This window comes from Stappia sp. (assembly GCF_048268045.1).
Lineage (GTDB): Bacteria > Pseudomonadota > Alphaproteobacteria > Rhizobiales > Stappiaceae > Stappia.
In genome coordinates, this window is sequence record NZ_JBLWWG010000001.1 from 115,727 (window position 1) to 137,479 (window position 21,753).

20 protein-coding genes and 1 pseudogene are annotated in these 21,753 nt (G+C 66.7%); 9 read left to right on the forward strand and 12 right to left on the reverse strand.

Features of this window, described 5'->3' with window-relative positions:
- Nucleotides 1–15 precede the first annotated feature (15 nt).
- The 3 genes from ACN0WF_RS00605 (at nucleotide 16) to ACN0WF_RS00615 (ending at nucleotide 1,124) form a co-directional block, all read left to right on the forward strand.
- Nucleotides 16–249 carry a BolA family protein gene (locus tag ACN0WF_RS00605; protein WP_417770824.1) on the forward strand — a complete coding sequence of 78 codons (234 nt, stop codon included), beginning with the start codon at nucleotides 16–18 and terminating at the stop codon, nucleotides 247–249.
- 63 nt (nucleotides 250–312) lie between these two features.
- The gene (gene grxD / locus ACN0WF_RS00610; protein WP_417770825.1) at nucleotides 313–645 is read left to right on the forward strand and encodes a Grx4 family monothiol glutaredoxin; all 333 of its coding nucleotides are present in this window, start codon (nucleotides 313–315) and stop codon (nucleotides 643–645) included.
- A gap of 200 nt (nucleotides 646–845) precedes the next feature.
- On the forward strand, nucleotides 846–1,124 hold the full coding sequence (locus ACN0WF_RS00615; protein WP_417770826.1) for an antitermination protein: 279 nt from the start codon (nucleotides 846–848) through the stop codon (nucleotides 1,122–1,124).
- A 15-nt stretch (nucleotides 1,125–1,139) separates the two neighbouring features.
- Here the strand turns inward: ACN0WF_RS00615 and ACN0WF_RS00620 are convergent, their stop codons facing one another.
- From ACN0WF_RS00620 to ACN0WF_RS00645, 6 genes are all read right to left on the reverse strand, one after another.
- Entirely contained in the window at nucleotides 1,140–2,408 is a 1,269-nt protein-coding gene (locus ACN0WF_RS00620) for an Hsp70 family protein (protein WP_417770827.1), read from the reverse strand.
- A 106-nt stretch (nucleotides 2,409–2,514) separates the two neighbouring features.
- Entirely contained in the window at nucleotides 2,515–3,435 is a 921-nt protein-coding gene (ttcA, locus tag ACN0WF_RS00625; protein WP_417771204.1) for a tRNA 2-thiocytidine(32) synthetase TtcA, read from the reverse strand.
- A 189-nt stretch (nucleotides 3,436–3,624) separates the two neighbouring features.
- On the reverse strand, nucleotides 3,625–4,623 hold the full coding sequence (locus tag ACN0WF_RS00630) for an MBL fold metallo-hydrolase (protein WP_417770828.1): 999 nt from the start codon (nucleotides 4,621–4,623) through the stop codon (nucleotides 3,625–3,627).
- Between the two features lie 161 nt (nucleotides 4,624–4,784).
- Entirely contained in the window at nucleotides 4,785–5,402 is a 618-nt protein-coding gene (gene rpsD / locus ACN0WF_RS00635; RefSeq protein ID WP_417770829.1) for a 30S ribosomal protein S4, read from the reverse strand.
- A gap of 251 nt (nucleotides 5,403–5,653) precedes the next feature.
- On the reverse strand, nucleotides 5,654–6,481 hold the full coding sequence (gene murI, locus ACN0WF_RS00640) for a glutamate racemase (RefSeq protein WP_417770830.1): 828 nt from the start codon (nucleotides 6,479–6,481) through the stop codon (nucleotides 5,654–5,656).
- Between the two features lie 37 nt (nucleotides 6,482–6,518).
- Entirely contained in the window at nucleotides 6,519–7,337 is an 819-nt protein-coding gene (locus ACN0WF_RS00645) for an RNA methyltransferase (protein WP_417770831.1), read from the reverse strand.
- 179 nt (nucleotides 7,338–7,516) lie between these two features.
- Between ACN0WF_RS00645 and ACN0WF_RS00650 the strand changes: the two genes are divergently transcribed.
- Entirely contained in the window at nucleotides 7,517–8,080 is a 564-nt protein-coding gene (locus ACN0WF_RS00650; RefSeq protein WP_417770832.1) for an HdeD family acid-resistance protein, read from the forward strand.
- Nucleotides 8,081–8,118: 38 nt separating this feature from the next.
- Here the strand turns inward: ACN0WF_RS00650 and ACN0WF_RS00655 are convergent, their stop codons facing one another.
- Both ACN0WF_RS00655 and ACN0WF_RS00660 read right to left on the reverse strand, forming a co-directional pair.
- The gene (locus tag ACN0WF_RS00655; RefSeq protein WP_417770833.1) at nucleotides 8,119–9,549 is read right to left on the reverse strand and encodes a sensor histidine kinase; all 1,431 of its coding nucleotides are present in this window, start codon (nucleotides 9,547–9,549) and stop codon (nucleotides 8,119–8,121) included.
- A gap of 193 nt (nucleotides 9,550–9,742) precedes the next feature.
- Nucleotides 9,743–10,288: a molybdopterin-dependent oxidoreductase gene (locus ACN0WF_RS00660; RefSeq protein WP_417770834.1), complete on the reverse strand. Its 546-nt coding sequence runs from the start codon at nucleotides 10,286–10,288 to the stop codon at nucleotides 9,743–9,745.
- 242 nt (nucleotides 10,289–10,530) lie between these two features.
- Between ACN0WF_RS00660 and ACN0WF_RS00665 the strand changes: the two genes are divergently transcribed.
- Both ACN0WF_RS00665 and ACN0WF_RS00670 read left to right on the forward strand, forming a co-directional pair.
- Entirely contained in the window at nucleotides 10,531–11,745 is a 1,215-nt protein-coding gene (locus ACN0WF_RS00665) for an NADP-dependent isocitrate dehydrogenase (protein WP_417770835.1), read from the forward strand.
- Between the two features lie 144 nt (nucleotides 11,746–11,889).
- On the forward strand, nucleotides 11,890–12,312 hold the full coding sequence (locus ACN0WF_RS00670; RefSeq protein WP_417770836.1) for a hypothetical protein: 423 nt from the start codon (nucleotides 11,890–11,892) through the stop codon (nucleotides 12,310–12,312).
- 37 nt (nucleotides 12,313–12,349) lie between these two features.
- Here the strand turns inward: ACN0WF_RS00670 and ACN0WF_RS00675 are convergent, their stop codons facing one another.
- The 4 genes and pseudogenes from ACN0WF_RS00675 to recA form a co-directional block, all read right to left on the reverse strand.
- Nucleotides 12,350–13,000 (reverse strand): cyclic nucleotide-binding domain-containing protein, encoded by a 651-nt coding sequence (locus ACN0WF_RS00675; protein ID WP_417771205.1) that lies wholly within the window; start codon nucleotides 12,998–13,000, stop codon nucleotides 12,350–12,352.
- Between the two features lie 93 nt (nucleotides 13,001–13,093).
- Nucleotides 13,094–13,864: pseudogene (locus ACN0WF_RS00680) on the reverse strand (ion transporter); the annotation flags it as partial.
- A gap of 3 nt (nucleotides 13,865–13,867) precedes the next feature.
- Nucleotides 13,868–16,546: an alanine--tRNA ligase gene (alaS, locus tag ACN0WF_RS00685; protein ID WP_417770837.1), complete on the reverse strand. Its 2,679-nt coding sequence runs from the start codon at nucleotides 16,544–16,546 to the stop codon at nucleotides 13,868–13,870.
- A 341-nt stretch (nucleotides 16,547–16,887) separates the two neighbouring features.
- Complete coding sequence (recA, locus tag ACN0WF_RS00690) at nucleotides 16,888–17,973, reverse strand: recombinase RecA (protein WP_417770838.1); 1,086 nt, start codon at nucleotides 17,971–17,973, stop codon at nucleotides 16,888–16,890.
- Nucleotides 17,974–18,254: 281 nt separating this feature from the next.
- Between recA and ACN0WF_RS00695 the strand changes: the two genes are divergently transcribed.
- From ACN0WF_RS00695 to ACN0WF_RS00705, 3 genes are all read left to right on the forward strand, one after another.
- On the forward strand, nucleotides 18,255–19,163 hold the full coding sequence (locus tag ACN0WF_RS00695; protein ID WP_417770839.1) for a PfkB family carbohydrate kinase: 909 nt from the start codon (nucleotides 18,255–18,257) through the stop codon (nucleotides 19,161–19,163).
- Between the two features lie 179 nt (nucleotides 19,164–19,342).
- Nucleotides 19,343–20,275: a pseudouridine-5'-phosphate glycosidase gene (locus ACN0WF_RS00700; RefSeq protein ID WP_417770840.1), complete on the forward strand. Its 933-nt coding sequence runs from the start codon at nucleotides 19,343–19,345 to the stop codon at nucleotides 20,273–20,275.
- Nucleotides 20,276–20,481: 206 nt separating this feature from the next.
- Complete coding sequence (locus tag ACN0WF_RS00705) at nucleotides 20,482–21,663, forward strand: cell surface protein (RefSeq protein WP_417770841.1); 1,182 nt, start codon at nucleotides 20,482–20,484, stop codon at nucleotides 21,661–21,663.
- The last annotated feature ends 90 nt before the right edge of the window (nucleotides 21,664–21,753 follow it).

A 21,753-nucleotide genomic window follows, 5' to 3' on the forward strand; every position in this document is an offset into this window, starting at 1 on the left:
CACAAGGACAGCACTATGGCAATGCAGGCACGCGAGATCGAGGCTCTGATCAGGGAGACATTTCCCGATGCCCGGATCGAGATCCGCGACCTCGCCGGCGACGGCGACCATTATGCCGCCGTCGTGGTGTCGGAAGCCTTTCGCGGCAAGTCTCGGGTGCAGCAGCACCAGATGGTCTATCAGGCGCTGAAGGGCAACATGGGCGGCGAGCTTCACGCCCTCGCACTGCAGACGAGCGCGCCGGACTGAGCGCCGGCCGACAGCAGGAACGAAACGCCGGACCTTGGACCCGGCGGAACGAAAGGACTGACCATGAGCATTCAGGACTGGATCAAGAACGAGGTCGGCGGCAATGACGTCGTCCTGTTCATGAAGGGCACCCCGGCTTTCCCGCAGTGCGGGTTCTCCGGACAGGTCGTGCAGATCCTCGATTACGTCGGCGTTCCCTACAAGGGCATCAACGTGCTCGAGGATGACGAGCTGCGCCAGGGTATCAAGACGTTCTCCAACTGGCCGACGATCCCCCAGCTCTACGTCAAGGGAGAGTTCCTCGGCGGCTGCGACATCATTCGCGAGATGTTCCAGAGCCAGGAGCTTCAGCAGCACTTCACGGACAACGGCATCGAAATCCGTCAGTCCGCGTAAGGCAGAGGTTAACAAATTGTTAACAAGGGGCGGGTCGCAGTCGATCCGCCCTTTTATTTTGCAATTTTTACGAACTAGGAAATTTTTGCCGAATCAGCCTAAGATGAACACAGAATGAATACCCGTTTCAGCTACCACTCAGCGGATACGGGGTAGTCCTCGGTCGTACCAGGGGTTCCCGGCACCGAAAGGATTGACAGATGCGGATCGCGAAACTCGCCGTCACCGGTATTGCGCTCAGCCTTGTTCTGGGTCTTGGGTCAATGGCTCAGGAATCGGATGCGGGCCTTCGCCGCATCTCCTGCGTCAAGCTCATGGTCTTCGCACCCGCCAACGGCATCAGCGACGCGGATACCTGCCGCGCCCATGGCGGGCTTGCCGAGGCCGGCGCCGCCGCCGCCCCCGCTGCTCTCGTCATTCTCGTGCGCAACCGGCCGGCCGGCTCCGACCGCGGCCTTACCGCAAAAACCGGATCGTAAGTCCCGCTCGGCGGTTCACGCCGGGCCGTATTTGCGCACCGCGTCGAGTGCAAGCCCCGCGCCGACGCTTCCAAACACATCGCCCTGCACCACACGCGCACCGGGAAACAGCCCGGTCAGCCGCTCGCGCACGAAGGGAATGGATGCCGAGCCGCCGGTAAGAAACACCGACGAGATCGCCTCCGCCCCGACGCCGGCCTGTTTCAGGCAGCCGGCAAGCGCGCCCTCGATGCCGCCAACGGACTGCCCGATCGCCGCGACCAGATCCGCGCAGGCCACCTCGATGTCGAGATCGGTGTCGCGCAGGGGAAACCGCAGACGGTGGAGATCCTCATCGGAAAGCGCGATCTTCGCCTCCTCCACCGCACCGGCGAGCGCGTGCCCCTGACGCTCGGCGACCAGTTCCATCAGCCGCTCCACCAGTTCGGGCCGCGCGGCATCCTGCCTCAGCGCGCGCATCCGCGTATCGACCTGCGGCGCGTAGAGAAAATTGATCCGGTGCCAGGTGGCCAGCTCGAAATAGGCCCAGTTCGGCAGGTCGCGTCTGGCATCGCGCGACGGCGTTCCGTAGCCAAGCGCAGGCATCACCGTCCGCAGGCTGAGCAGCCGGTCGAAATCGGTACCGCCGATATGGATGCCGGTGCTGGCCAGGATGTCATCACGACGGTCGGGCTTGCCGCGACGCTCCGGTGACACCCGCACGATGGCGAAGTCGGAGGTGCCGCCGCCGAGATCGACGATCACGGCGAGTTCCTCGCCCGAAACCGAGCGCTCATAGTCGAGCGCCGCCGCGATCGGCTCAAACTGGAAGGCAACGGAGCTGAAGCCGGCGGCGCGGGCAATCGCCTCCAGTTCCCCCTCCGCGCGCAAGTCGGCCTCCTCGTTGTCATCGACGAAATGCACCGGACGGCCAAGCACGACGGCATCAAGTTCCCTGCCGGCGGCGGCTTCAGCGCGGTGCTTCACCTGCCCCAGATAGAGGCCGATGATTTCCGAGAAGGTCCAGCGCTGCGCCTTGATCATGGTCTTTTCGGCCATGGTGCTGGATCCGAGCACGCTCTTCAGCGAGCGCATCAGCCGGCCTTCGACGCCCTCGACATAGGCACTCACGGCCTCCCGGCCGAAGCGGACATGCGTGTCCTCGAAAGAAAAGAACAGCGTGCTCGGCAGCACCACGCTCTCGCCCTCCAGGGGAAGAAGATGCGCAGCCCCGGCACCGTCGAGGATAGCGGCGGTGGAATTGGACGTGCCGAAGTCGATGCCGCAGGGCATTTGGGTGGTCATGGTCGGGCTCCGGAAGAAGAGGCGCCGGGGAGGGCGGCGCGAGAAACACGAAACCGGGGAAGGTGCGCCCTCCCCGGCTCCAGCGGCTGGTCTGATATGGAAGGGTCTATTCGGCGGCGAACATCGCCTGCGTCATGGCAAGGCCGGCGCCGCAAGGATCCGCGTCCTCGCGCGCATCGGCCGGCGTTGCGGAGCCTTCCGGCACAAGGCCGGCGAAATCGAACAGGCGCGGATCGTGGAGATGCGAGGGACGCACGTTCGCAAGCGCCCGCGCCATCACCGAAAGCCGCCCGGGGTGGGCGCGCTCCCACTCCTGAAGCAGCTTCTTCACCTCCGCCCGCTGCAGCCCGTCCTGGCTGCCGCACAGGTCGCAAGGAATGATCGGAACATCAAGCGCCTTGGCGAAACGGGCGATATCGTCCTCCGCGCAGCCGATGAGCGGGCGCAGCACCATGAGATCGCCGTCGTCATTGACGAGCTTCGGCGGCATGGAGGCGAGCCGCCCGCCGAAGAAGAGGTTCATGAACAGCGTCTCCAGCGCGTCCTCCCGGTGGTGGCCGAGGACGATCGCCTGGCACCCCTCCTCGCGCGCCGTGCGGTAGAGCAGACCGCGCCGCAACCGCGAGCACAGCGAGCAATAGGTCTTGCCCGCCGGGATCTTGTCCGTGACGATGGAATAGGTGTCCTCGCGCACGATCCTGTGGGCAATGCCGTGGCGCTCGAAGAACTCGGGCAGGATATGCCCCGGAAACCCCGGCTGGGCCTGGTCGAGATTGCAGGCCAGCAGGTCGACCGGCAGGAGGCCGCGCCACTTGAGATCGAGCAGGACGGCAAGCAGCGTATAGCTGTCCTTGCCGCCGGACAGGCAGACGAGCCATTTCGGCGTGGCGCCGCTCGCCTCCACCATGGCGGCGGAAGAGATCGTCTCGCGCACCTGCCGGAGCAGGCGCTTGCGCAGCTTCTTGAAGCCGACCGACGAGGGTGCATCGCGAAACAGCGCCGGACAATCGCCCTGCGGCCCGTCCATGTCGTCCCGCACGCCCGGCTCGTCGGGGGCGATCTGTACGGTCTCGAGGCTCGTCATCGCGCTGGCACCATGGTCCTTGGGGCGGAAAGTCGCGGCAACATGCCAAAGGCTGCGCGCCGAGGCAAGGACGGCCGCGCGGCCGTCCCCGTTCCCATGCTCCGATTGCGCGGCATCGCTCCCGCGACGGCCTCATCCCTCGGCGATGTACCGCCAGGCGTTGCCCCTCGCCTCCACACGGCCGACGCCCGGCCAGGGCAGATGGTAGCCGATGAGAAGCAGCCCATCGCTCGCCGCCCGGTCGAGCAGGGCCCTGCGCGTCTTCACCGCGACCTCCGGCACCTGATCCGTCGACGGCTGCCAGTCCGGCCGCTCAAAGGAGACCGCCGGATGGGTCAGTGCGTCGCCGGTGACGACGAGTTGCTCGCCGCCATCCTCGACGAGAACCGACATGTGTCCCGGCGTGTGCCCGGGAGTGGCTATCATCGTCACGCCGGAGACGACGGCGTGGTCCGCGTCGACGCGGGTGACCTTCTCCGCGACCGCGCCGAGATTGCGCTGCGCCCCCAGGGCAAAGGAATGGATCTGCTCCGGGTTGTTGGCAAGGAAGTCCGGATCCATCCAGAAGTCCCACTCCACCGCACCCATCAGGTATTCGGCGTTGGGGAACCGCTCGCTCTCGTCGAAGTCGTCGATCACGCCCCAGACATGGTCCGGGTGGCCGTGGGTGAGCACGACATGGGTCACCGCCTCCCGGTCTAGCCCGGCCTCATCGAAGCTGTCGGCGAGCTGCCCGGCCTCGGCGAAGAAGTTCATGCCGGCGCCCGTGTCGATCAGGATCAGCGCATCGCCCTTGCGGATCAGCGTGATGTTGAGAGCGCTGTGCCGCACGGCGCTGTCGAAGCCGGCGGCGGTCAGAAACGCCCCCCGCTCCTCCTCGCCGACATTGGCGGCAAGCGTCGAGGCCGGCAGCACCAGCGCGCCGTCGCTCAAGACGGTGAGCCGCGTGTCGCCAAGCGTCAGCGAGTGTGCCGCGTCCGCCGCCCGGGCGCCAGGCGCCACCAGCGGCAGCCCGGCTGTCGCGCCGCCCATGACAAGGCCGGCCCGCGCAACGAAGGGCGCGGCAAGCCCCGCCCCCAGCACCTGACGCCTTGAAACCCGCGGGTTTCCGCTTCGATCCATCCTCGACATCGCATCCTCCTCCCCGGCCTTGCGGTCGACTCGTTCCACCCATCATATTCGACTTGGCGAATATCAAAAGCCCGCATCCGTGAAAGGCCGCGCGACGCGAAACGAAAAAGGGGCGCATCCTGCGATGCGCCCCTTCGGATTTCGCTTCGAGAAGCGACAGATCAACGCGAGTAGAACTCGACGATGAGGTTCGGCTCCATCTGCACCGGATAGGGCACATCGCCCAGACCCGGAACACGCTGGAACGTCGCGGTCATCTTGCCGTGGTCGGCGACGACGTAGTCGGGAACGTCACGCTCGGCGAGCTGAGTCGCCTCGATGACGATCGCGAGCTGGCGCGACTTCTCACGAACCTCGATCACGTCGCCGGGCTTGCAACGGTAGCTACCGATGTTGACGCGGCGACCATTGACCTTGATATGGCCGTGGTTGACGAACTGACGAGCGGCGAAAACGGTCGGCACGAACTTGGCGCGGTAGACCACCGCGTCGAGACGGCACTCGAGAAGACCGATGAGGTTCTCCGAGGTGTCACCCTTCATCCGCGAGGCTTCCACGTAGGTACGGTGGAACTGCTTCTCGGAGATGTTGCCGTAATAGCCCTTGAGCTTCTGCTTGGCGCGCAGCTGCACGCCGAAGTCGGAAAGCTTGCCCTTGCGGCGCTGGCCATGCTGGCCCGGGCCGTATTCGCGGCGATTGGCGGGAGACTTCGGACGACCCCAGATGTTTTCGCCCATCCGGCGGTCAAGCTTGTACTTTACACCATGGCGCTTCGACATGCGCGGTTCCTTCGCTAAAGGCGTCTAAAGGAAACACGCCCTCCTTTCCTGCTGCCTTCCGGGCTGCAGGCGACAGGACTCCCGGCCAAACAGCGCCGGCGCGGGTGTCCACGGGTGTGTGAAATGCAAAGCGGGCCACCAAGGCCCGCAGAGCCCGGTCTGCCTAGCCCAAAGCCGGGGGTGAGTCAAACGAATGTCGCTGGAAACGGGCATTTGACCGCCCCCGGGGGGCCGCGGAATTCCGCCGCCCCTCAGCCCTCCCGCGCGAGCAGTCGGGCCAGCAGCCCGGCGAGGTCGCGCCCGTCGGTCGAGACCGCCGCGTCGCCCCCGCCCTTCCGCCTGCCGCCGACCGCTCCCGGGCCGCCGAGCACATCGACGAGACGCCGGGCAATCGCTGGCGCCGGGTCGATCCACTCCACCGGCCAAGGGGCCAGTTCGGCCAGGACATCGACCAGAAGCGGATAGTGCGTGCAGGCAAGCACCACGACATCCGTGCGCCGCCCGTCCTTCTCGACGAAACAGGGGGCAATCTCGGCGGCGATCGCCGCCCGGTCCGCGATACCGCCGGCGAGACGGTCCTCGGCGAGTGCGGCAAGTCGCCTGGAGCCGACGAGCGTCACCGCCACCTCGGAGGCGAAGCGATGGATCAGGTCGAACGTGTATTCCCGCTTCACGGTGCCCGGCGTCGCCAGCACGCTGACAAGACCGCTGCGGGTGCGCTCGGCCGCCGGCTTCACCGCCGGGACCGTGCCCACCACCGGAATGTCGAGCACGGCGCGCAGCGGCGGCAGAACCAGCGTCGAGGCTGTGTTGCAGGCGATGACCACCGCACGCGGCCGGTGCGCCTCGACAAGCCCGCGCACCAGTGCGACGCAATGCGTCGCAAGCGCCTCCGGCTGCCAGTCACCATAGGGAAACCCGGCGCAATCGGCAGCATAGAGAAGCGGAAGCTCCGGCGCTGCGGCGCGGATCGCCCGCGCCACGCTCATGCCTCCGACACCGCTGTCGAAGACCAGCACGGGCCGTCCGTCGGCCCGGTCCGGGCCGGCCTTGCCTGCGGTCTGCGGGGTGTCTGTCATGACATCCCTCCTCGCCGCCGATTGCGGCGGATGCGTGTCAGCTCTCGCCGGCCTCGCCGTCGACGCCCGCATCCTTGCGCGGTCGCGTCTTGCGGCCCTCGAGCGCGGCGATGACGCCGCGCAGGGTCTTCACCTCCTGATCGGTCAGCGAGGCCTTCTGCAGGATGTTGCGCAGGTTGCGGACAATCGAGGGACGTTTCTCGCGCGGACGGAAGAAGTTGACCGTGTCGAGCGCGCCTTCCAGATGCTCGAAGAGACGCTGCAGGTCATCCTTCGAGGCCGGGGGATTGGCCTCCACGTCGAGGCGGAACGGCAGCGCCCCGCCATTCGCCTTCACCCGCCACTCATAGGAACACACCAGAACCGCCTGGGCGATGTTGAGCGAGGCGAAATCCGGATCGACCGGCAGCGTGACGATCTCGTCGGCGAGTGCCACCTCGTCGTTGTTGAGGCCCCACCGCTCGCGGCCGAACAGGAAGCCGACCTTCGTCCCCTGGACGCCGAGGCGCACCGACGTCGTCGCCGCCTCGTCCGGCCCGCTCACCGGCTTGGCGATCTCGCGCGAACGCGCCGTCGTGGCGAAGACGAAGCCCAGATCGGCAACCGCCGCCTCGACACTGTCGAAGACCTGAACGGCGTCGATGACATGGTCGGCACGGCTCGCGGCCGCGCGGGCCTTCTCGCTCGGCCATCCGTCACGCGGATTGACGATGCGCAGGTCCGAAAGGCCGAAATTGGCCATGGCGCGGGCGGCTGTGCCGATGTTCTCGCCAAGCTGCGGTTCGCACAGGATGACGCAGGGCGGAACGGGCGCGATGTCGCGCGCGGCCGGATCGATGTTGGCATTGCGTGTCATGGCGCGCAAATAGCCCAAGCCGCGCCGTTTTTCCAGTGCCCAGAACGCAGGACATCCTCGCGGACAAACAGCGCGTGCTGTAAGCTTTTGTTACGCCTTGTCGAAGAGTCTCGCGGAGCCGGAGTTTCCGTCCCGGTCTCGACGTCCGCACAGTCTGCCACACCGCAAGGAAATCAAACATGACGACACCCGCCGCCCCTGTCTCCGTTACCGATACCGTTCGTGCCAAGTGGGGCTGGTTCCTCGCGCTCGGCATTGCCCTGGTCATCGGCGGCGGACTGATGATCGCCCTGCCGCTGGCAAGCTCTATCGCCGTGACCCTGGTCATCGCCATGGTCTTTGCCGTCGCCGGCGTCCTGCAGATCTGGCACGCCTTCTCGGTCAAGGCCTGGTCCGGATTCCTGTGGAGCATCGCCACCGGCCTGATCGCGCTGATCGGCGGCGCCGCCGTCTATTTCAACCCGCTGGTCGGCACCTTCACGCTGACCCTGGTCGTCGCCGGCATCCTGCTGGCCCAGGGCATCACCCAGATCCTGCTCGCCCTCAAGGTGCGTCCGCACGACGGCTGGGGCTGGCTGCTGGTCGCCGGAGTGATCTCGCTCGCCGCCGGCCTGTGCATCTGGTTCGAGTTCCCCTCCTCAGCGCTGTGGGCACTCGGCTTGATGGGCGGCATCGCCGTTCTCATGAACGGCTGGAGCTATATCGCCATCGCGCTCGCCGCCCGCCGGCTCTCCAGCATCTGACACACACCGCCCCGGCAGCCTTGCCGGGCCGGAGAAGATCAGGAACGGCCGTCCGCCTCGCGGGCGGCCGTTTCCGTTGCGGCGGGCGGATCGAAATCGATGGTGAACCGCGAGCCCTCCCCGGGGATGCTGTCCGCATCGAGTTCCCAGCCGTGGCGCCGCGCGATGGCGGCGCAGATCGCCAGGCCCATGCCGGTGCCCGCATAGCGCTCGCGCGGATGCAGCCGGCGGAAAGGCTCGAACACAAGTCCCTTGTGGCGCATGTCGAAGCCAATGCCATTGTCGCTGACATGAACCTTCAGCGGCTTCCCCCCCTCCGCCCTTTCCACCTGGATGCGCACATGCGGCGGACGGTCGGGATCCGCGAACTTCACCGCGTTGCCGATGAGATTCTGGAAAAGCTGCTCCAGAAAGACCGCATCGCCCGCGATCTCGCCGGCCTGCGGATCGACGTCGATCTTCGCATGGCGCTCGCGGATAAGCTCCGACAAGCTGTCGCAGACCCGCTCGACGAGCGTGTCGATGCGCACCGTTTCCGCTTCCAGCGGCCGTTCGGACGCGGCGGAATAGGTGAGAAGATTGGAGATCAGCGCCCGCGCCCGACCGGCGGAGGCACGCATCACGCCGGCCGCGTAGCCGATCATCTCCTTGTCGCCGCTTTCCACGCCCTCCAGCAGCAGGTCGCTGAAGACCGCGATCTTGCGCACCGGCTCCTTCAGGTCATGGGAGGCGAGATTGTTGAACTGGCTAAGCCGCTCGTTGGCCGCCCGCAGCTCCATGTTGGCGCGGGCAAGCTCGGCCGTGCGTTCCGCCACCCGCCGCTCCAGTTGCTCGCCAAGGCGCAGCAACTGCTGGCGCTCGCGCACGAGCAATCCCCCCATCGACGCGCCGGCGACGAGAAGGCCGATGATGAGAAAGAGCACGAGATTGACGGTCTGCCGCAACTCCTCGCGCTGCTGCGTCGCCGCCGCCAGTTGGAGCCGGTAGACGGAGGAGCGAAACGAATCGAGAATCGGCTGAAGCGCAAGGAAGTCGGCGCGGATCTTCTCGGCCATCGCCACATCGCCGGAGACCGCCTCCGCCAGCCGGTCGTCGGCAGCACGAAGGGCCGACGCCAGCGCCGACATGAGTTCGGGTGCGCCCTCGACCTCGCCGAACTCGCGCCCGGCCTCGCCTTCGTCCAGCCGGATCGCCCGGCTCCAGAGAATGTCGAAACGCGCAGAGACCTCCTCTCCATCGGCCGGGCGTCCGCCGTGGACGATGAAGGTGTCGAGCGCCTGCAGCAGATCCTGGAACTCGACGACGAGCTGGGCCGTGTACCAGATCATGCTCTGCCGGTATTCGGAGCGGTCGTCGTTGTTCTGGCCGTTGAGGATCGACAGCACGAAGAACAGCGAGCCGGTAATGATCGCCACCCCGACAAGAAGCGACAAATAGAGCGCGCGAACCCATCTCTTGCCGTGATCCATCGCGATGCGGGCCCGTGTTGCGGGCGCCGGGACGGCGCCTCCAGTTCCGGCGGAGGGCGAAAGACCCTCCGGCCGGCTGAACCTTACAGGCCGCTCCGGAACGAGAAAAGGCCGCGCATGCGCGGCCTTGCTGCAGAAAGACGGGACCCTCGCAGGGCGGAGAAAGAGCGCCTGGCCAGCGCGAACGCGTGCCTCAGGGTTTGACGATCACTTCCTTGAGCTGCCAGATCGCCCGCGAATAGTACAACTCGGAGCGCATGTCCTCGCGCGTGTCCCAGGGATAGATCACCCACAGCGGGCCGCGCTCGCGCACGCCGATAGACTTGCCGTCGACCCTGAGCGCCAGAATCATGTCGGACGAACGCGGGTCCTCCATCGGAATCTCGACCCGGTAGTCGTTGAGCGCCACGGCCTCGATCCGCGTGCCTTCGGCGCGCGCGGCGTCGAGCACGTCGCGCAACAGCGGTCCCTCGAACAGGGTGGCGGCATCCGTCCAGGGGGTATCGGCGCGAACGGAATGAATCCCCAGAGCGACCAGATCCTCGCGGGTGAAGACCACCGGCGTGCCGCCCGGCACGTTCCCGCTCACCACAAGGATCTCCTGCGCGGCGCGAGCATCGCGCGTTGCAAGCGGGGAAAGGACGAGCGTCAGGGCGAGAAAGCCAAGGAGCATGAGCCGCATCGACAACGACACGGGTGACTGCAGGCAGAGCGCGGCCTTGCGTTTCAGGGCTGGCATGACTGCCTCCTATCCGAATTCTTGACAGTATGACCTATGCGCCGAATTGCCATATCTGGCAAGCATGACGCGTCCGTCATCCTCAATCGCGTAGAATGACGAAAGGCCGACTTTGCGTTTGGCCGGCCCTTTGCTATAGGGGCCGCACGGCATTGTCGGCGGCGGTTCGCGCTGCCTGACAGGACGAGCGGAATCGGGCGCAGAAGCTGCGCACGCCACCCCAGACGCGAGGTCATCAGCACATGGCGAAGATTAAGGTTGTCAATCCGGTTGTCGAGCTCGACGGCGACGAGATGACGCGGATCATCTGGCAGTTCATCAAGGACAAGCTGATCCATCCCTACCTCGACATCGATCTGAAGTATTACGACCTCGGCATCGAGAAACGCGACGAGACCAACGACCAGATCACCGTCGACGCAGCCAACGCGATCAAGAAGTACGGCGTCGGCGTCAAGTGCGCCACGATCACGCCGGACGAGGCGCGCGTCGAGGAATTCGGCCTGAAGAAGATGTGGCGTTCCCCGAACGGCACGATCCGCAACATCCTCGGCGGCGTGATCTTCCGCGAGCCGATCATCATCTCCAACGTTCCGCGCCTGGTGCCGGGCTGGACCCAGCCGATCATCGTCGGCCGTCATGCCTTCGGCGACCAGTACCGCGCCACCGACTTCAGGTTCCCCGGCAAGGGCAAGCTGACGATCAAGTTCGTCGGGGAAGACGGTGCCGAGATCGAGCACGAGGTCTTCGACGCGCCGTCGTCGGGTGTCGCCATGGCGATGTACAACCTCGATGATTCGATCCGCGATTTCGCTCGCGCCTCGTTCAACTACGCCCTGCAGCGCGGCGTTCCCTGCTATCTGTCGACCAAGAACACCATCCTGAAGGCCTATGACGGCCGCTTCAAGGACCTGTTCCAGGAAGTCTTCGACGCGGAGTTCAAGGAGCAGTACGAGGCCGCCAAGATCTGGTACGAGCACCGTCTCATCGACGACATGGTCGCTTCGGCGCTCAAGTGGTCGGGCGGCTACGTCTGGGCTTGCAAGAACTACGACGGCGACGTGCAGTCGGACATCGTCGCCCAGGGCTTCGGCTCGCTCGGCCTGATGACCTCGGTGCTGATGTCCCCGGACGGCAAGACCGTCGAGGCGGAAGCCGCTCACGGCACCGTCACCCGTCACTATCGCCAGCATCAGCGCGGCGAGGAGACCTCGACCAACCCGATCGCCTCGATCTTCGCCTGGACCCGTGGTCTCGCCCACCGCGCCAAGCTCGACGACAACGCCGATCTGGCGAAGTTCGCCCTGACGCTCGAGCAGGTCTGCATCAAGACCGTCGAGGATGGCAACATGACCAAGGATCTGGCGCTGCTCGTCGGCCCGGACCAGAAGTGGCTCACCACCAGCGGCTTCCTCGACAAGATCGACGAAAACCTGCAGAAAGCGATGTCCGCCTGACGGCCACGCCGAGACGTGAACCCGGAAAAGGCGCCCGTGTGGCGCCTTTTTCATGTCCGCCCGGCAGCATCGGGTGGACGGATTTTCTTCCTGGAGGACACCCCGTTGCACTCGTTCACGTCATTGCTTCCGCGGATCGCGCCGGTGCGCGCGGCCCTGGCGCTTGTCGCCATGCTTGCCCTGTGCGCTTCCCCTGCCCTTGCCCAGAGCGCGCGCGAGCCCGCCCGCGGGTCGGCCGAGCGATCCGCGATCATGGACGCCATCCGGCCGCTGGTGGAGGTGCGTGTCGGCGCCCCGGTCGAGTTCGTCGTCGACCGGCTGAAGGTTGCCGGCCCCTGGGCCTTCGCCATCGTCAATCCGCAGCGCCCGGGCGGCGGGGCGATCGACCTGGCCACCACCACCTTCGCCGAGAACGCGGAATACATGGACGGCCTGACGACCTACGTCCTGCTCTATCAGGCCTATGACCGCTGGAACGTCGTCGATCAGGCCATCGGCCCGACGGACGCCTTCTGGTATGGCGACCCGCTCTATGAGCGACTGCCCGCGGGCCTCGTACCAAACTGACAGGCGAAAGCCGGACGGCACGCGCCCCCCGACGGCCTCAGGCAGGCCGGGTCCGGTCGCCCGGCACCGTGTCGTCCGGCAGATCGTCATCCGGCGTTTCTTCGTCCCGCGCCTGGGCGTCCTGCGCGCCGTCGTCCTCTCCGGAAAGGTCCGGCTGCGGGTCCTGCGCGAAAAGATCGGGCATGGTCTCCTCGACCTCCGGCATCGCCGCCTCGGTCGCGGGCTCTTCGCCGTCCCCGGCATCGCCCGCGCCTCTCCTGTCGACGGTATCGGCCTGCGCGGCGACGATTTCTTCCTCCAGCATGTCGCCCCCCGAAGCATCGCGCCGGCGCATGACCTCATCGAGAACATGGCGGGCAACCGCGGGCTTGCGCCGCATCAGGCCGCGCAGATCATGAGAGTCGAGGACAAGAAGCTGGGTCGGGCTCACCGCAGATACGGTTGCCGTACGCCGCCGCTCGGCAAGCAGGGCCATCTCGCCGAAGAACGCCCCCTCCTCAAGCCGCATGCGCGATGTCTCGAAAACCGCCTCGACCGCTCCCGAGGCGATGAAATACATGCTGTTCGCAGGCTCGCCGCGCCGACTGATGACCTGCCCGGGCGCGGCCGACTGGGCCCGCAGCAGCTTGGTGATCTCGGCGATCTCCGCCGCCTTGAGGTCCTGGAACAGCGGCACGCGCGCAACCATGCCCCAGGTGATGGCGAAGTCGCGCGAATGAATCTCGCGGGCAAAGGCGGTGGCGACGATGCCCACCGGCAACGCGAACAGCCCATAGCCGAGCAACATCACCAGCCCGCCGATCATCTGGCCGATGCGCGTCACCGGCACCACATCACCGTAGCCGACGGTCGTGACCGTGGTCAGCGCCCACCAGATGGCGGCGGGAATTGTGCCGAGGCTGTCCGGCTGAACATGCCGCTCCGCCATGTACATGGCGGTCGCCGCCACCATGACCACGCCAAAGATGATGATGAGGCTGGCGCCGATGGCATGCCGCTCGGCAAAGACCGCGTTGGCGAGCGAGCGCAGCGCGGGCGAGTAACGCGCGATCTTGAAGAACCGCGCAAGGCGCAGGAAGATCAGGACCTTGAAGTCGCCAGCGGACAGCAACGGCGCAAGCAGGAAGGGCAGAACGGCCAGCAGGTCGATGAGCGCCACCGGCTGCAGGGCGTAGCGAAGGCGCGCACCCAACGGCGTGTAGCGGCGGAAGGGCGGATGCAGGTCAGCGATCCACAGCCGCGCCAGATACTCCACGAGGAACACCGTGCCGATACACAATTCGGCAAACGCGAAGAGGTCGCCCCACTGCTTCTCGAAGTCGGGCTCGGTCTCAAGAGCAACGAGAAGCACGGCCGAGATGACGAGCGCAATCAGCAGCCGGTCCACCCAGCGTCCCTGCGCATCACCGGCGGGACCGACCTCCAGCCAGCGGTAGACGCGGCGGCGCAGGCGCTGATAGGCCGACAGCCGCGTCTCGGCAGGCCGGGCGTGGTCCGTCGGGCGGGCCGGGTCGTCCGCCGCCTCCAAGCGAGGCTCGCGACCCGGCGCCACGCGTCAGGCTCCCGCGGGGCTCGCGGCGGCCTGCAGCCCCGCCTCGATGGCCGCGAAGGCCTCATCGGCGCGCGAGGCGTCAGAGCCGCCGGCCTGGGCCATGTCCGGCCGGCCACCGCCGCCCTTGCCGCCAAGCTGTTCGGCGGCAAGGCGCACGAGGTCAACCGCCGAAATCCGGTCGGTCAGGTCTGCCGTCACCGCAACGACCACGGCCGCCTTGTTCTCCTCGCCACGGTTGACCAGCACAACCACGCCGGATCCAAGCTGGCCCTTCGCCTCATCGGCAAGCCCCTTGAGATCCTTCGGGTTTAGCCCCTCGACAACGCGGGCGAGCAGCTTGATGCCGGCGATATCCCTCGGTGCACCGGCCTCGCCGGCGCCGCCACCGCTCATCGCGAGCTTCTTGCGTGCATCGGCAAGTTCGCGCTCCAGACGGCGCCGCTCCTCGACGAGCGTAGCGACACGCGCCGCCACATCCGCAGGCGCCACCTTGAGCGCACCGGCGACGGCGCGCAGCCGCTCGTCCTGGCCGGAGAGATACTGGCGCGCGGCAGCCCCCGTCAGAGCCTCGACGCGGCGAACACCCGCCGCGACCGCTCCTTCCGAGACCACGGTAACAAGACCGATGTCACCGGTGCGCGCGACATGGGTGCCGCCGCAAAGCTCCAGCGAATAGGTCTTGCCTGCCTTGTCGCCCTCAATCGCGCGGCCCATCGACACAACGCGCACCTCGTCGCCGTATTTCTCACCGAAGAGCGCCATCGCTCCCTCCTCGATGGCCTCGTCGACGCCCATCAGGCGGGTGGAGACCTCGCCGTTCTGCAGCACGATGGCATTGGCGAGATCCTCGACCCGCTTCAGCTCCTCCGCCGACATCGGCTTGGGATGTGAAAAGTCGAACCGCAGGCGCTCGGGGCTGACCAGCGAGCCCTTCTGCGCCACATGGCCGCCGAGAACCTCGCGCAGCGCCTCGTGGACAAGGTGCGTGGCGGAGTGATTGGCGCGAATTCCGCTGCGGCGGCCTCCGTCGACCAGAAGCTCCAGCGCCACGCCGACCGCAAGCGTGCCAGACACGACCTTGACCTCATGAACAAAGAGGCCGTCGGCTTTCTTCTGCGTGCCCGTGACCTCTATCTCGACGCCCTCGCCGCGCATCCAGCCGGTGTCGCCGACCTGACCGCCGGACTCGCCGTAGAAGGGCGTCTGGTTGAGCATAACCAGACCGGTGTCGCCGGCCGCGAGCGTCGCGACCTCGGTCCCGTCGCTGACCAGCGCGGTGACAACGCCCTCGGCCGTCTCCGTGTCGTAGCCCAAGAAGTCGGTGGCTCCGAGCCGGTCCTTCAGCGCGAACCAGACCGTGTCGGTCGCCGCCTCGCCGGAGCCCGACCATGCGGCGCGCGCCTCGGCGCGCTGACGCTCCATGGCGGTGCGGAAGCCATCGGTGTCGACACCGATGCCGCGGGCACGCAGCGCGTCCTGGGTCAGATCCAGCGGGAAGCCGTAGGTGTCATAGAGCTTGAAGGCGGTCTCGCCGTCGAACTCCGCGCCCTCTCCCAGATCGGCACTCGCTTCGTCGAGCAGCGACAGGCCACGTTCCAGCGTCTTGCGGAAACGGGTTTCCTCGAGCCGCAGCGTTTCGGTGATCAACGCCTCGGCGCGGCCAAGCTCCGGATAGGCCCGGCCCATCTCGCGCACCAGCGTCGGCACCAGCCGCCACATCAGCGGATCGCTGGCGCCCAGCAGGTGCGCGTGGCGCATGGCGCGGCGCATGATGCGGCGAAGCACATAGCCGCGCCCCTCGTTCGAGGGCAGCACGCCGTCGGCAATCAGGAAGCTGGTGGAACGCAGGTGATCGGCGATCACCCGGTGGCTGGCGCGCGCGTCGCCTTCGGCCTCGACGCCGACTGCATTGACGGAAGCCGCGATCAGCGCCCGGAACAGATCGATATCGTAATTGTCATGAACGCCCTGCAGAACGGCGGCGACGCGCTCCAGTCCCATGCCCGTGTCGATCGAGGGACGCGGCAGGTCGACGCGCTCGCCGGGAAGCTGCTCGTACTGCATGAAGACGAGGTTCCAGATCTCGATGAACCGGTCGCCGTCCTCTTCCGGCGAGCCCGGAGGGCCGCCCCAGATGTGCTCGCCATGATCGAAGAAGATCTCGGAGCACGGCCCGCACGGGCCGGTGTCGCCCATCGCCCAGAAATTGTCGGAGGTGGGGATGCGGATGATCCTGTCGTCGGAAAGCCCCGCAATCTTCTTCCACAGGGCATGCGCCTCTTCGTCCTCGGAGTAGACGGTGACGAGAAGCTTGTCCTGCGGCAGTGCGAACTCCTTGGTGATCAGGTTCCAGGCAAGCTCGATGGCCCGGTCCTTGAAGTAGTCGCCGAAGGAGAAATTGCCCAGCATCTCGAAGAACGTGTGATGGCGGGCGGTGTAGCCGACATTGTCGAGGTCATTGTGCTTGCCGCCGGCGCGCACGCATTTCTGCGCCGTCGTCGCGCGCTGGTAGTCGCGCTTCTCGAGCCCGGTGAAGACGTTCTTGAACGGAACCATGCCCGCATTGGTGAACATCAGGGTCGGATCGTTGCGCGGCACCAGCGGCCCGGACGCCACGATCTCGTGACCGTTCTTGGCGAAATACTCAAGAAACGCCGACCGGATTTCGTTTACACCGCTCATGAAGCCGCCCATTGCTCGCTGGCGAAACGCGGACCCGCAGCCTCCCTGTCGGCCGCCCCTGACCCGCCTTGCGCCTTGTCTGAAGATCTTCGGCCGCTTTTATCCGCCGGGAACCGACAAGTCCAGCGCGCGCAGGACGTTCAACCCGACGTCGAAAGGCCGTGACCGGCGCGTCCAAAGCCATGGACAGGGCGCGGCTCCGTCAATGAAAACGCCCGCGGTCTCGTCTGCCGCATGTCACGGCGCGAGAACGCGGGCGCTTCGATCACAAGCCCGGACCAACCGCGAGCACGGGGCCCGCCGGCCTTACGCGATCCGCCAGACAGGGCAACGCCGGGCGATCACTCGCCGACGACGCCGTCCTCGTCCGCCTCGGTCTCCGAGAAGGGCTCGGTGATCCGCTCGGCGATGAGGCCGGCGTTCTGGCGGATCGCCAGCTCGATCTCATTGGCGATCTCGGGATTGTCGCGCAGGAACTGCTTGGAGTTCTCGCGGCCCTGCCCCAGACGCTGGCTGTTGTAGGAGAACCAGGCGCCGGACTTCTCGACCATGCCGCCCTTGACGCCAAGGTCGAGCAGCTCGCCCATCTTGGAAACGCCCTCGCCGTAGATGATGTCGAACTCGACCTGGCGGAACGGCGGAGCGAGCTTGTTCTTCACCACCTTGACGCGGGTCTGGTTGCCGACCACCTCGTCGCGGTCCTTGATCGCGCCGATGCGACGGATGTCGAGACGAACCGAGGCATAGAACTTGAGCGCGTTGCCGCCCGTCGTCGTTTCCGGCGAGCCGAACATCACACCGATCTTCATGCGGATCTGGTTGATGAAGATGACCATGCACTTTGAGCGCGAGATCGAGGCCGTGAGCTTGCGCAGCGCCTGGCTCATGAGGCGCGCCTGCATGCCCGGCAGGCTGTCGCCCATCTCGCCGTCAAGCTCGGCCTTTGGCGTCAGCGCGGCGACCGAGTCGACCACAAGCACGTCGATCGCGCCCGAACGGACCAGCGTGTCGGCAATCTCGAGCGCCTGCTCGCCCGCATCCGGCTGCGAGATCAGCAGGTCGTCGATGTTGACCCCGAGCTTGCGCGCATAGATCGGGTCCAGCGCATGCTCGGCGTCGATGAAGGCACAGATGCCGCCCTTCTTCTGGGCCTCGGCGATCGTGTGCAGCGCCATCGTCGTCTTGCCCGAGGATTCCGGGCCGTAGATCTCGACGACGCGCCCGCGCGGCAGGCCGCCGATGCCAAGAGCGATGTCGAGCCCGAGCGAGCCGGTCGAAACAGTCTGCACCTCGACGACCTGGCCCTGGCCCATCCGCATGATGGAGCCCTTGCCGAACGCCCGTTCGATTTGCGAAAGCGCGGCGTCGAGCGCCTTTGTCTTGTCCATCTTAATGCCTTCGACCAAGCGGAGTGAATTTTGCGACACAGGAGCATCCTTATTCCACGCCGGGGACGGCGTTTCAAATCGCGCGTTTGTACCATTTTTGTTCTCACCCCGCAATGCAAGCTGAAGTATTGAAACAGAACGTTGATTTGGCTCGTGTTCGAGCTTCGTTCACGTTCGGTGGACAACTTGCGTCACGCCGGAATTACGGTCCCGCCTGACAGGTGGCGGGCAGCGGGAGAATCACCGCGCCGCCACTTCCCCCCATGCCGGGCGGCGTGCGATGTAGTCGTCAGCTCGAAATCCGCTCAGGTTCCCCAGCCATGTCCGTCTGCTGCTTCGGCGCGATCCATCTCGACACGCTCGCCCACGCCACGCGCGAGGTGCTGCGGGAAACCTCGACGCCGGCGGCCTTTTCCAGCCGCCCCGGCGGTGTCGCGACCAATGTGGCGCGTGCGTTGCTCAGGCTCGGCGTGCCGGTCTCTCTTGTCGGTGCCCTTGGCGACGACGCCGAGGGGCGCACGCTGCTCGAGCGCCTCGCCGACGAGGGGGTCGATGTCCGCCCCGCAATTTGCCCCGGCGTCCCGACCGGCCGCTACATCGCCATCCATGATCCCGACGGCTCGCTGCCCGCCGCCGTCGTGGACGGACGCATCACCGACGGACTGGCCGTCGACGCACTCGACGAAGCCCTGCCGGCCGCCGCTTCGGCCCGCCTGTGGTTTCTTGATGCCAATCTGCCGGCACCGCTTCTGGAGCGGCTGGCCTCGGCCGCGGGTGAGCGGCGCCTTGCCGCCGACACCGTGTCCCGGGCCAAGGCAGGCCGGCTTCGCGCGCTGCTGCCTCGTCTTGACCTTCTCTTTTGCAACCGCGCGGAAGCAGCGGCGCTGACCGGCCACGACGAACAGGAGCCGCTTCCCGATCCGGAAGTGCTTGCGCGGACGCTGCGCGCGGCCGGGCTGCGCGCCTGCTGCCTGAGCGACGGCGCCGCGCCGCTGCTGCTGATGGAAGGCGGTGACATCGCCCGGCTCGACGTGGAGGTGGAGCCCGGCGCGGTACGCGACGTGACGGGCGCGGGCGACGCACTCATCTCCGGAACGCTTGCCGGTCTCGATCATGGCCGTGACCTGAGGGGGGCCGTTGCCGCCGGCTTGCGCGCGGCCGCGCTGACCCTGCGCTGCGACGGTGCCGTCGCCGCGACGCTGTCCTGGCCGGCGATCGCCGACGGCTGAGGGATGCGCCCGGATGGCACACCCGCGACCGCGCGCAGGCGCTCGACTCGGCCTGCCCCCGCCCCTATAAGCGCGCCTGGGAACACGTCTTGCGAATGTGACTGTGGGGAGACACCGGGGGAGAGGCACCCCGTCCGCGCCAAAGGCCGGGCGGTCCGACGAGAGGATCTGAAGAGCGCATGAGCGAAGCGGCAGAAACAGGCACGAACGCGCCCATCGTTTTCGGCGAGGAAGTGGCAGCGGCCCGCGCCGCCGGCAAGCCCGTCGTCGCACTGGAATCAACCATCGTCACCCATGGCATGCCCTGGCCGCGCAACGTCGAGACGGCCCGCCAGGTCGAAGCCGACATCCGCGCCCATGGCGCGGTCCCCGCCACCATTGCAATTCTCGACGGCGCTCTGCACGTCGGCCTTTCCGACGCGACGCTCGAACGCCTCGCCCGTGCCGAGGGCGTGATGAAGTGCTCGCGCGCCGATCTTGCCTTTGCGCTGGCCACCAAGCGCCCCGGCTCGACCACCGTCGCCGCGACGATGATGGCCGCCCACGCCGCCGGCATCGAGGTCTTCGCCACCGGCGGCATCGGCGGCGTCCATCGCGGCGCGGAGACGACATTCGATGTTTCCGCCGATCTGGATGAACTCGGGCGCACGCCGGTCTGCGTCGTCTCCGCCGGAGCCAAGGCGCTGCTCGACCTGCCCAAGACGCTCGAGGTGCTGGAAACCAAGGGCGTGCCCGTCATCGCCTATGGCACCGACGTCTTCCCCGCTTTCTGGTCCCGCGACAGCGGCCTTGCCGCGCCCTACCGGCTCGACACGCCGCAGGAGATAGCGCGGCTGATGGCCATGCGCGACGCCTTCCCGGGCCATGGCGGGCTGCTCGTCGCCAACCCGGTTCCAGCGGAAGCCGAGATCCCCGCTGGCGAGATGGCCGGCGCCATCGAGCGCGCCGTGCACGAGGCAAGCCGGCGCGGTGTCAGCGGAAAGGACGTCACGCCTTTCGTGCTGTCGTTCATCCTGGAGCTGACACAGGGCCGCAGCCTGGAAACCAACATCGCGCTGGTGCGCAACAACGCCGGCCTGGCGGCGCGCATCGCGGTCGCGCGCGCCGGCTAGAGACGGCCAGGCGGCGGCCACGTATTCGGACCGCTCGTGAATGGTGCCACCGGCGGCGCGAATGTGTTTAACTCGCCCTGGCCGCGGCGCGCCACCTTCGTCACGATGCGGTCGCGTTTGCCGTCGAAAAATCGGGCGTAACACGATTGCCACCGGAACCTGGATGCGCGTTCGCACCGCCGGGGCAGGGAAACAGAGGACGGACTATGGCGGATACGACACCTGCAACCGCGCTTTCCCCCATACAGTATCTGGACCGGGCCATGGGCGCGCTGCGCGACATGGGCCTGATGCCGGGCAGCACCGCCGAGGCGCCGATCAACGCGCTGCTTGAGAAGATCTCCGACCTTTCTCCGGACAAGATCGCCGTCATCACGCGTACGCTCGGCCAGTCGCAGACCTTCAACGAGGTGGTGCGTAACGAGATCCAGGCGATGAGCATCGGCGAGCGCTACGAGGGGATCACCGAGGCGTTCAACTCGATCCGCGACGACGCCAAGGGCATGGTCGACCAGCTCGCCGACGGCAAGATCTCCTTCATGGAGAATATTTCCAACAAGTGGCGCGACATGACGCGCGGCACCATCTCCGACCGCTTCGGCAAGATCCGCGAGACCTATCTGGACGTCGCCCGCGACACCAAGGACCAGATCGAGCGCGAGCAGCGCATCCTCGAGGCCTATCGCGACTTCCGCGGCGCACTGAAACAGGCGGAGGTTCTGGCGCTGGAAGTTCTCGGCTCCGCCTCGGACCGTCTCGACGCGGCCAAGGCCGCGCTTGAGAGCGCCAACGGCAAGGTCGAGGCCTATACCGGCGACGACGCGGCCGGCAAGGCCCGCCTGGAGCTTGCCCGCGACGAGACCATGCGCACCATGCAGGACGAGGAAAAGCGCTACCAGATCGCCAAGGACCTCTCCGACAACCTCACCATCGGCTACAACACGTCCGAGGTGATCATGGCGCGTCTGATGCAGACGACAAACGCCAAGGAGCGGGTCTATTCGCAGGCGGTCAGCTTCTTTTCCACCAACGACTCGGTGCTGACGGCGCTCAACGCCTCCTTCACCGGCCTTCAGGGGCTGCACGAATCCACCGAAACGCTCAACGCCATGAAGGAAGGTGTGTCGAAGTCGCTGGAAACGCTTGCGGAGATCGGCGATGCGGTGCAGGAAGCGGCGCTGAAAGCTGGCTATGGACCGACCGTCCAGGCGGCCGCAGTCAAGAAGCTCGTCGATTCCGTGATCAACTTCCAGGTGAACTCTCGCGAGATCATCCAGGAGATGCGGAAGATGTCGACCAAGAACTCCGAAGAGATCCGCGACGCGGTGGAGGACGGCAAGCGCCGGCTCGCCCGCCTCGCCGCCCAGGGCAACGCCCTCGGCGCCTAGGCAATGACGTCACCCGGCGGCCACCGACGGCCGCCGGGCGCTTGCGCCGACCTCCCGGCCGGCCACATATGACAAGCGAGTCCGGCGTCA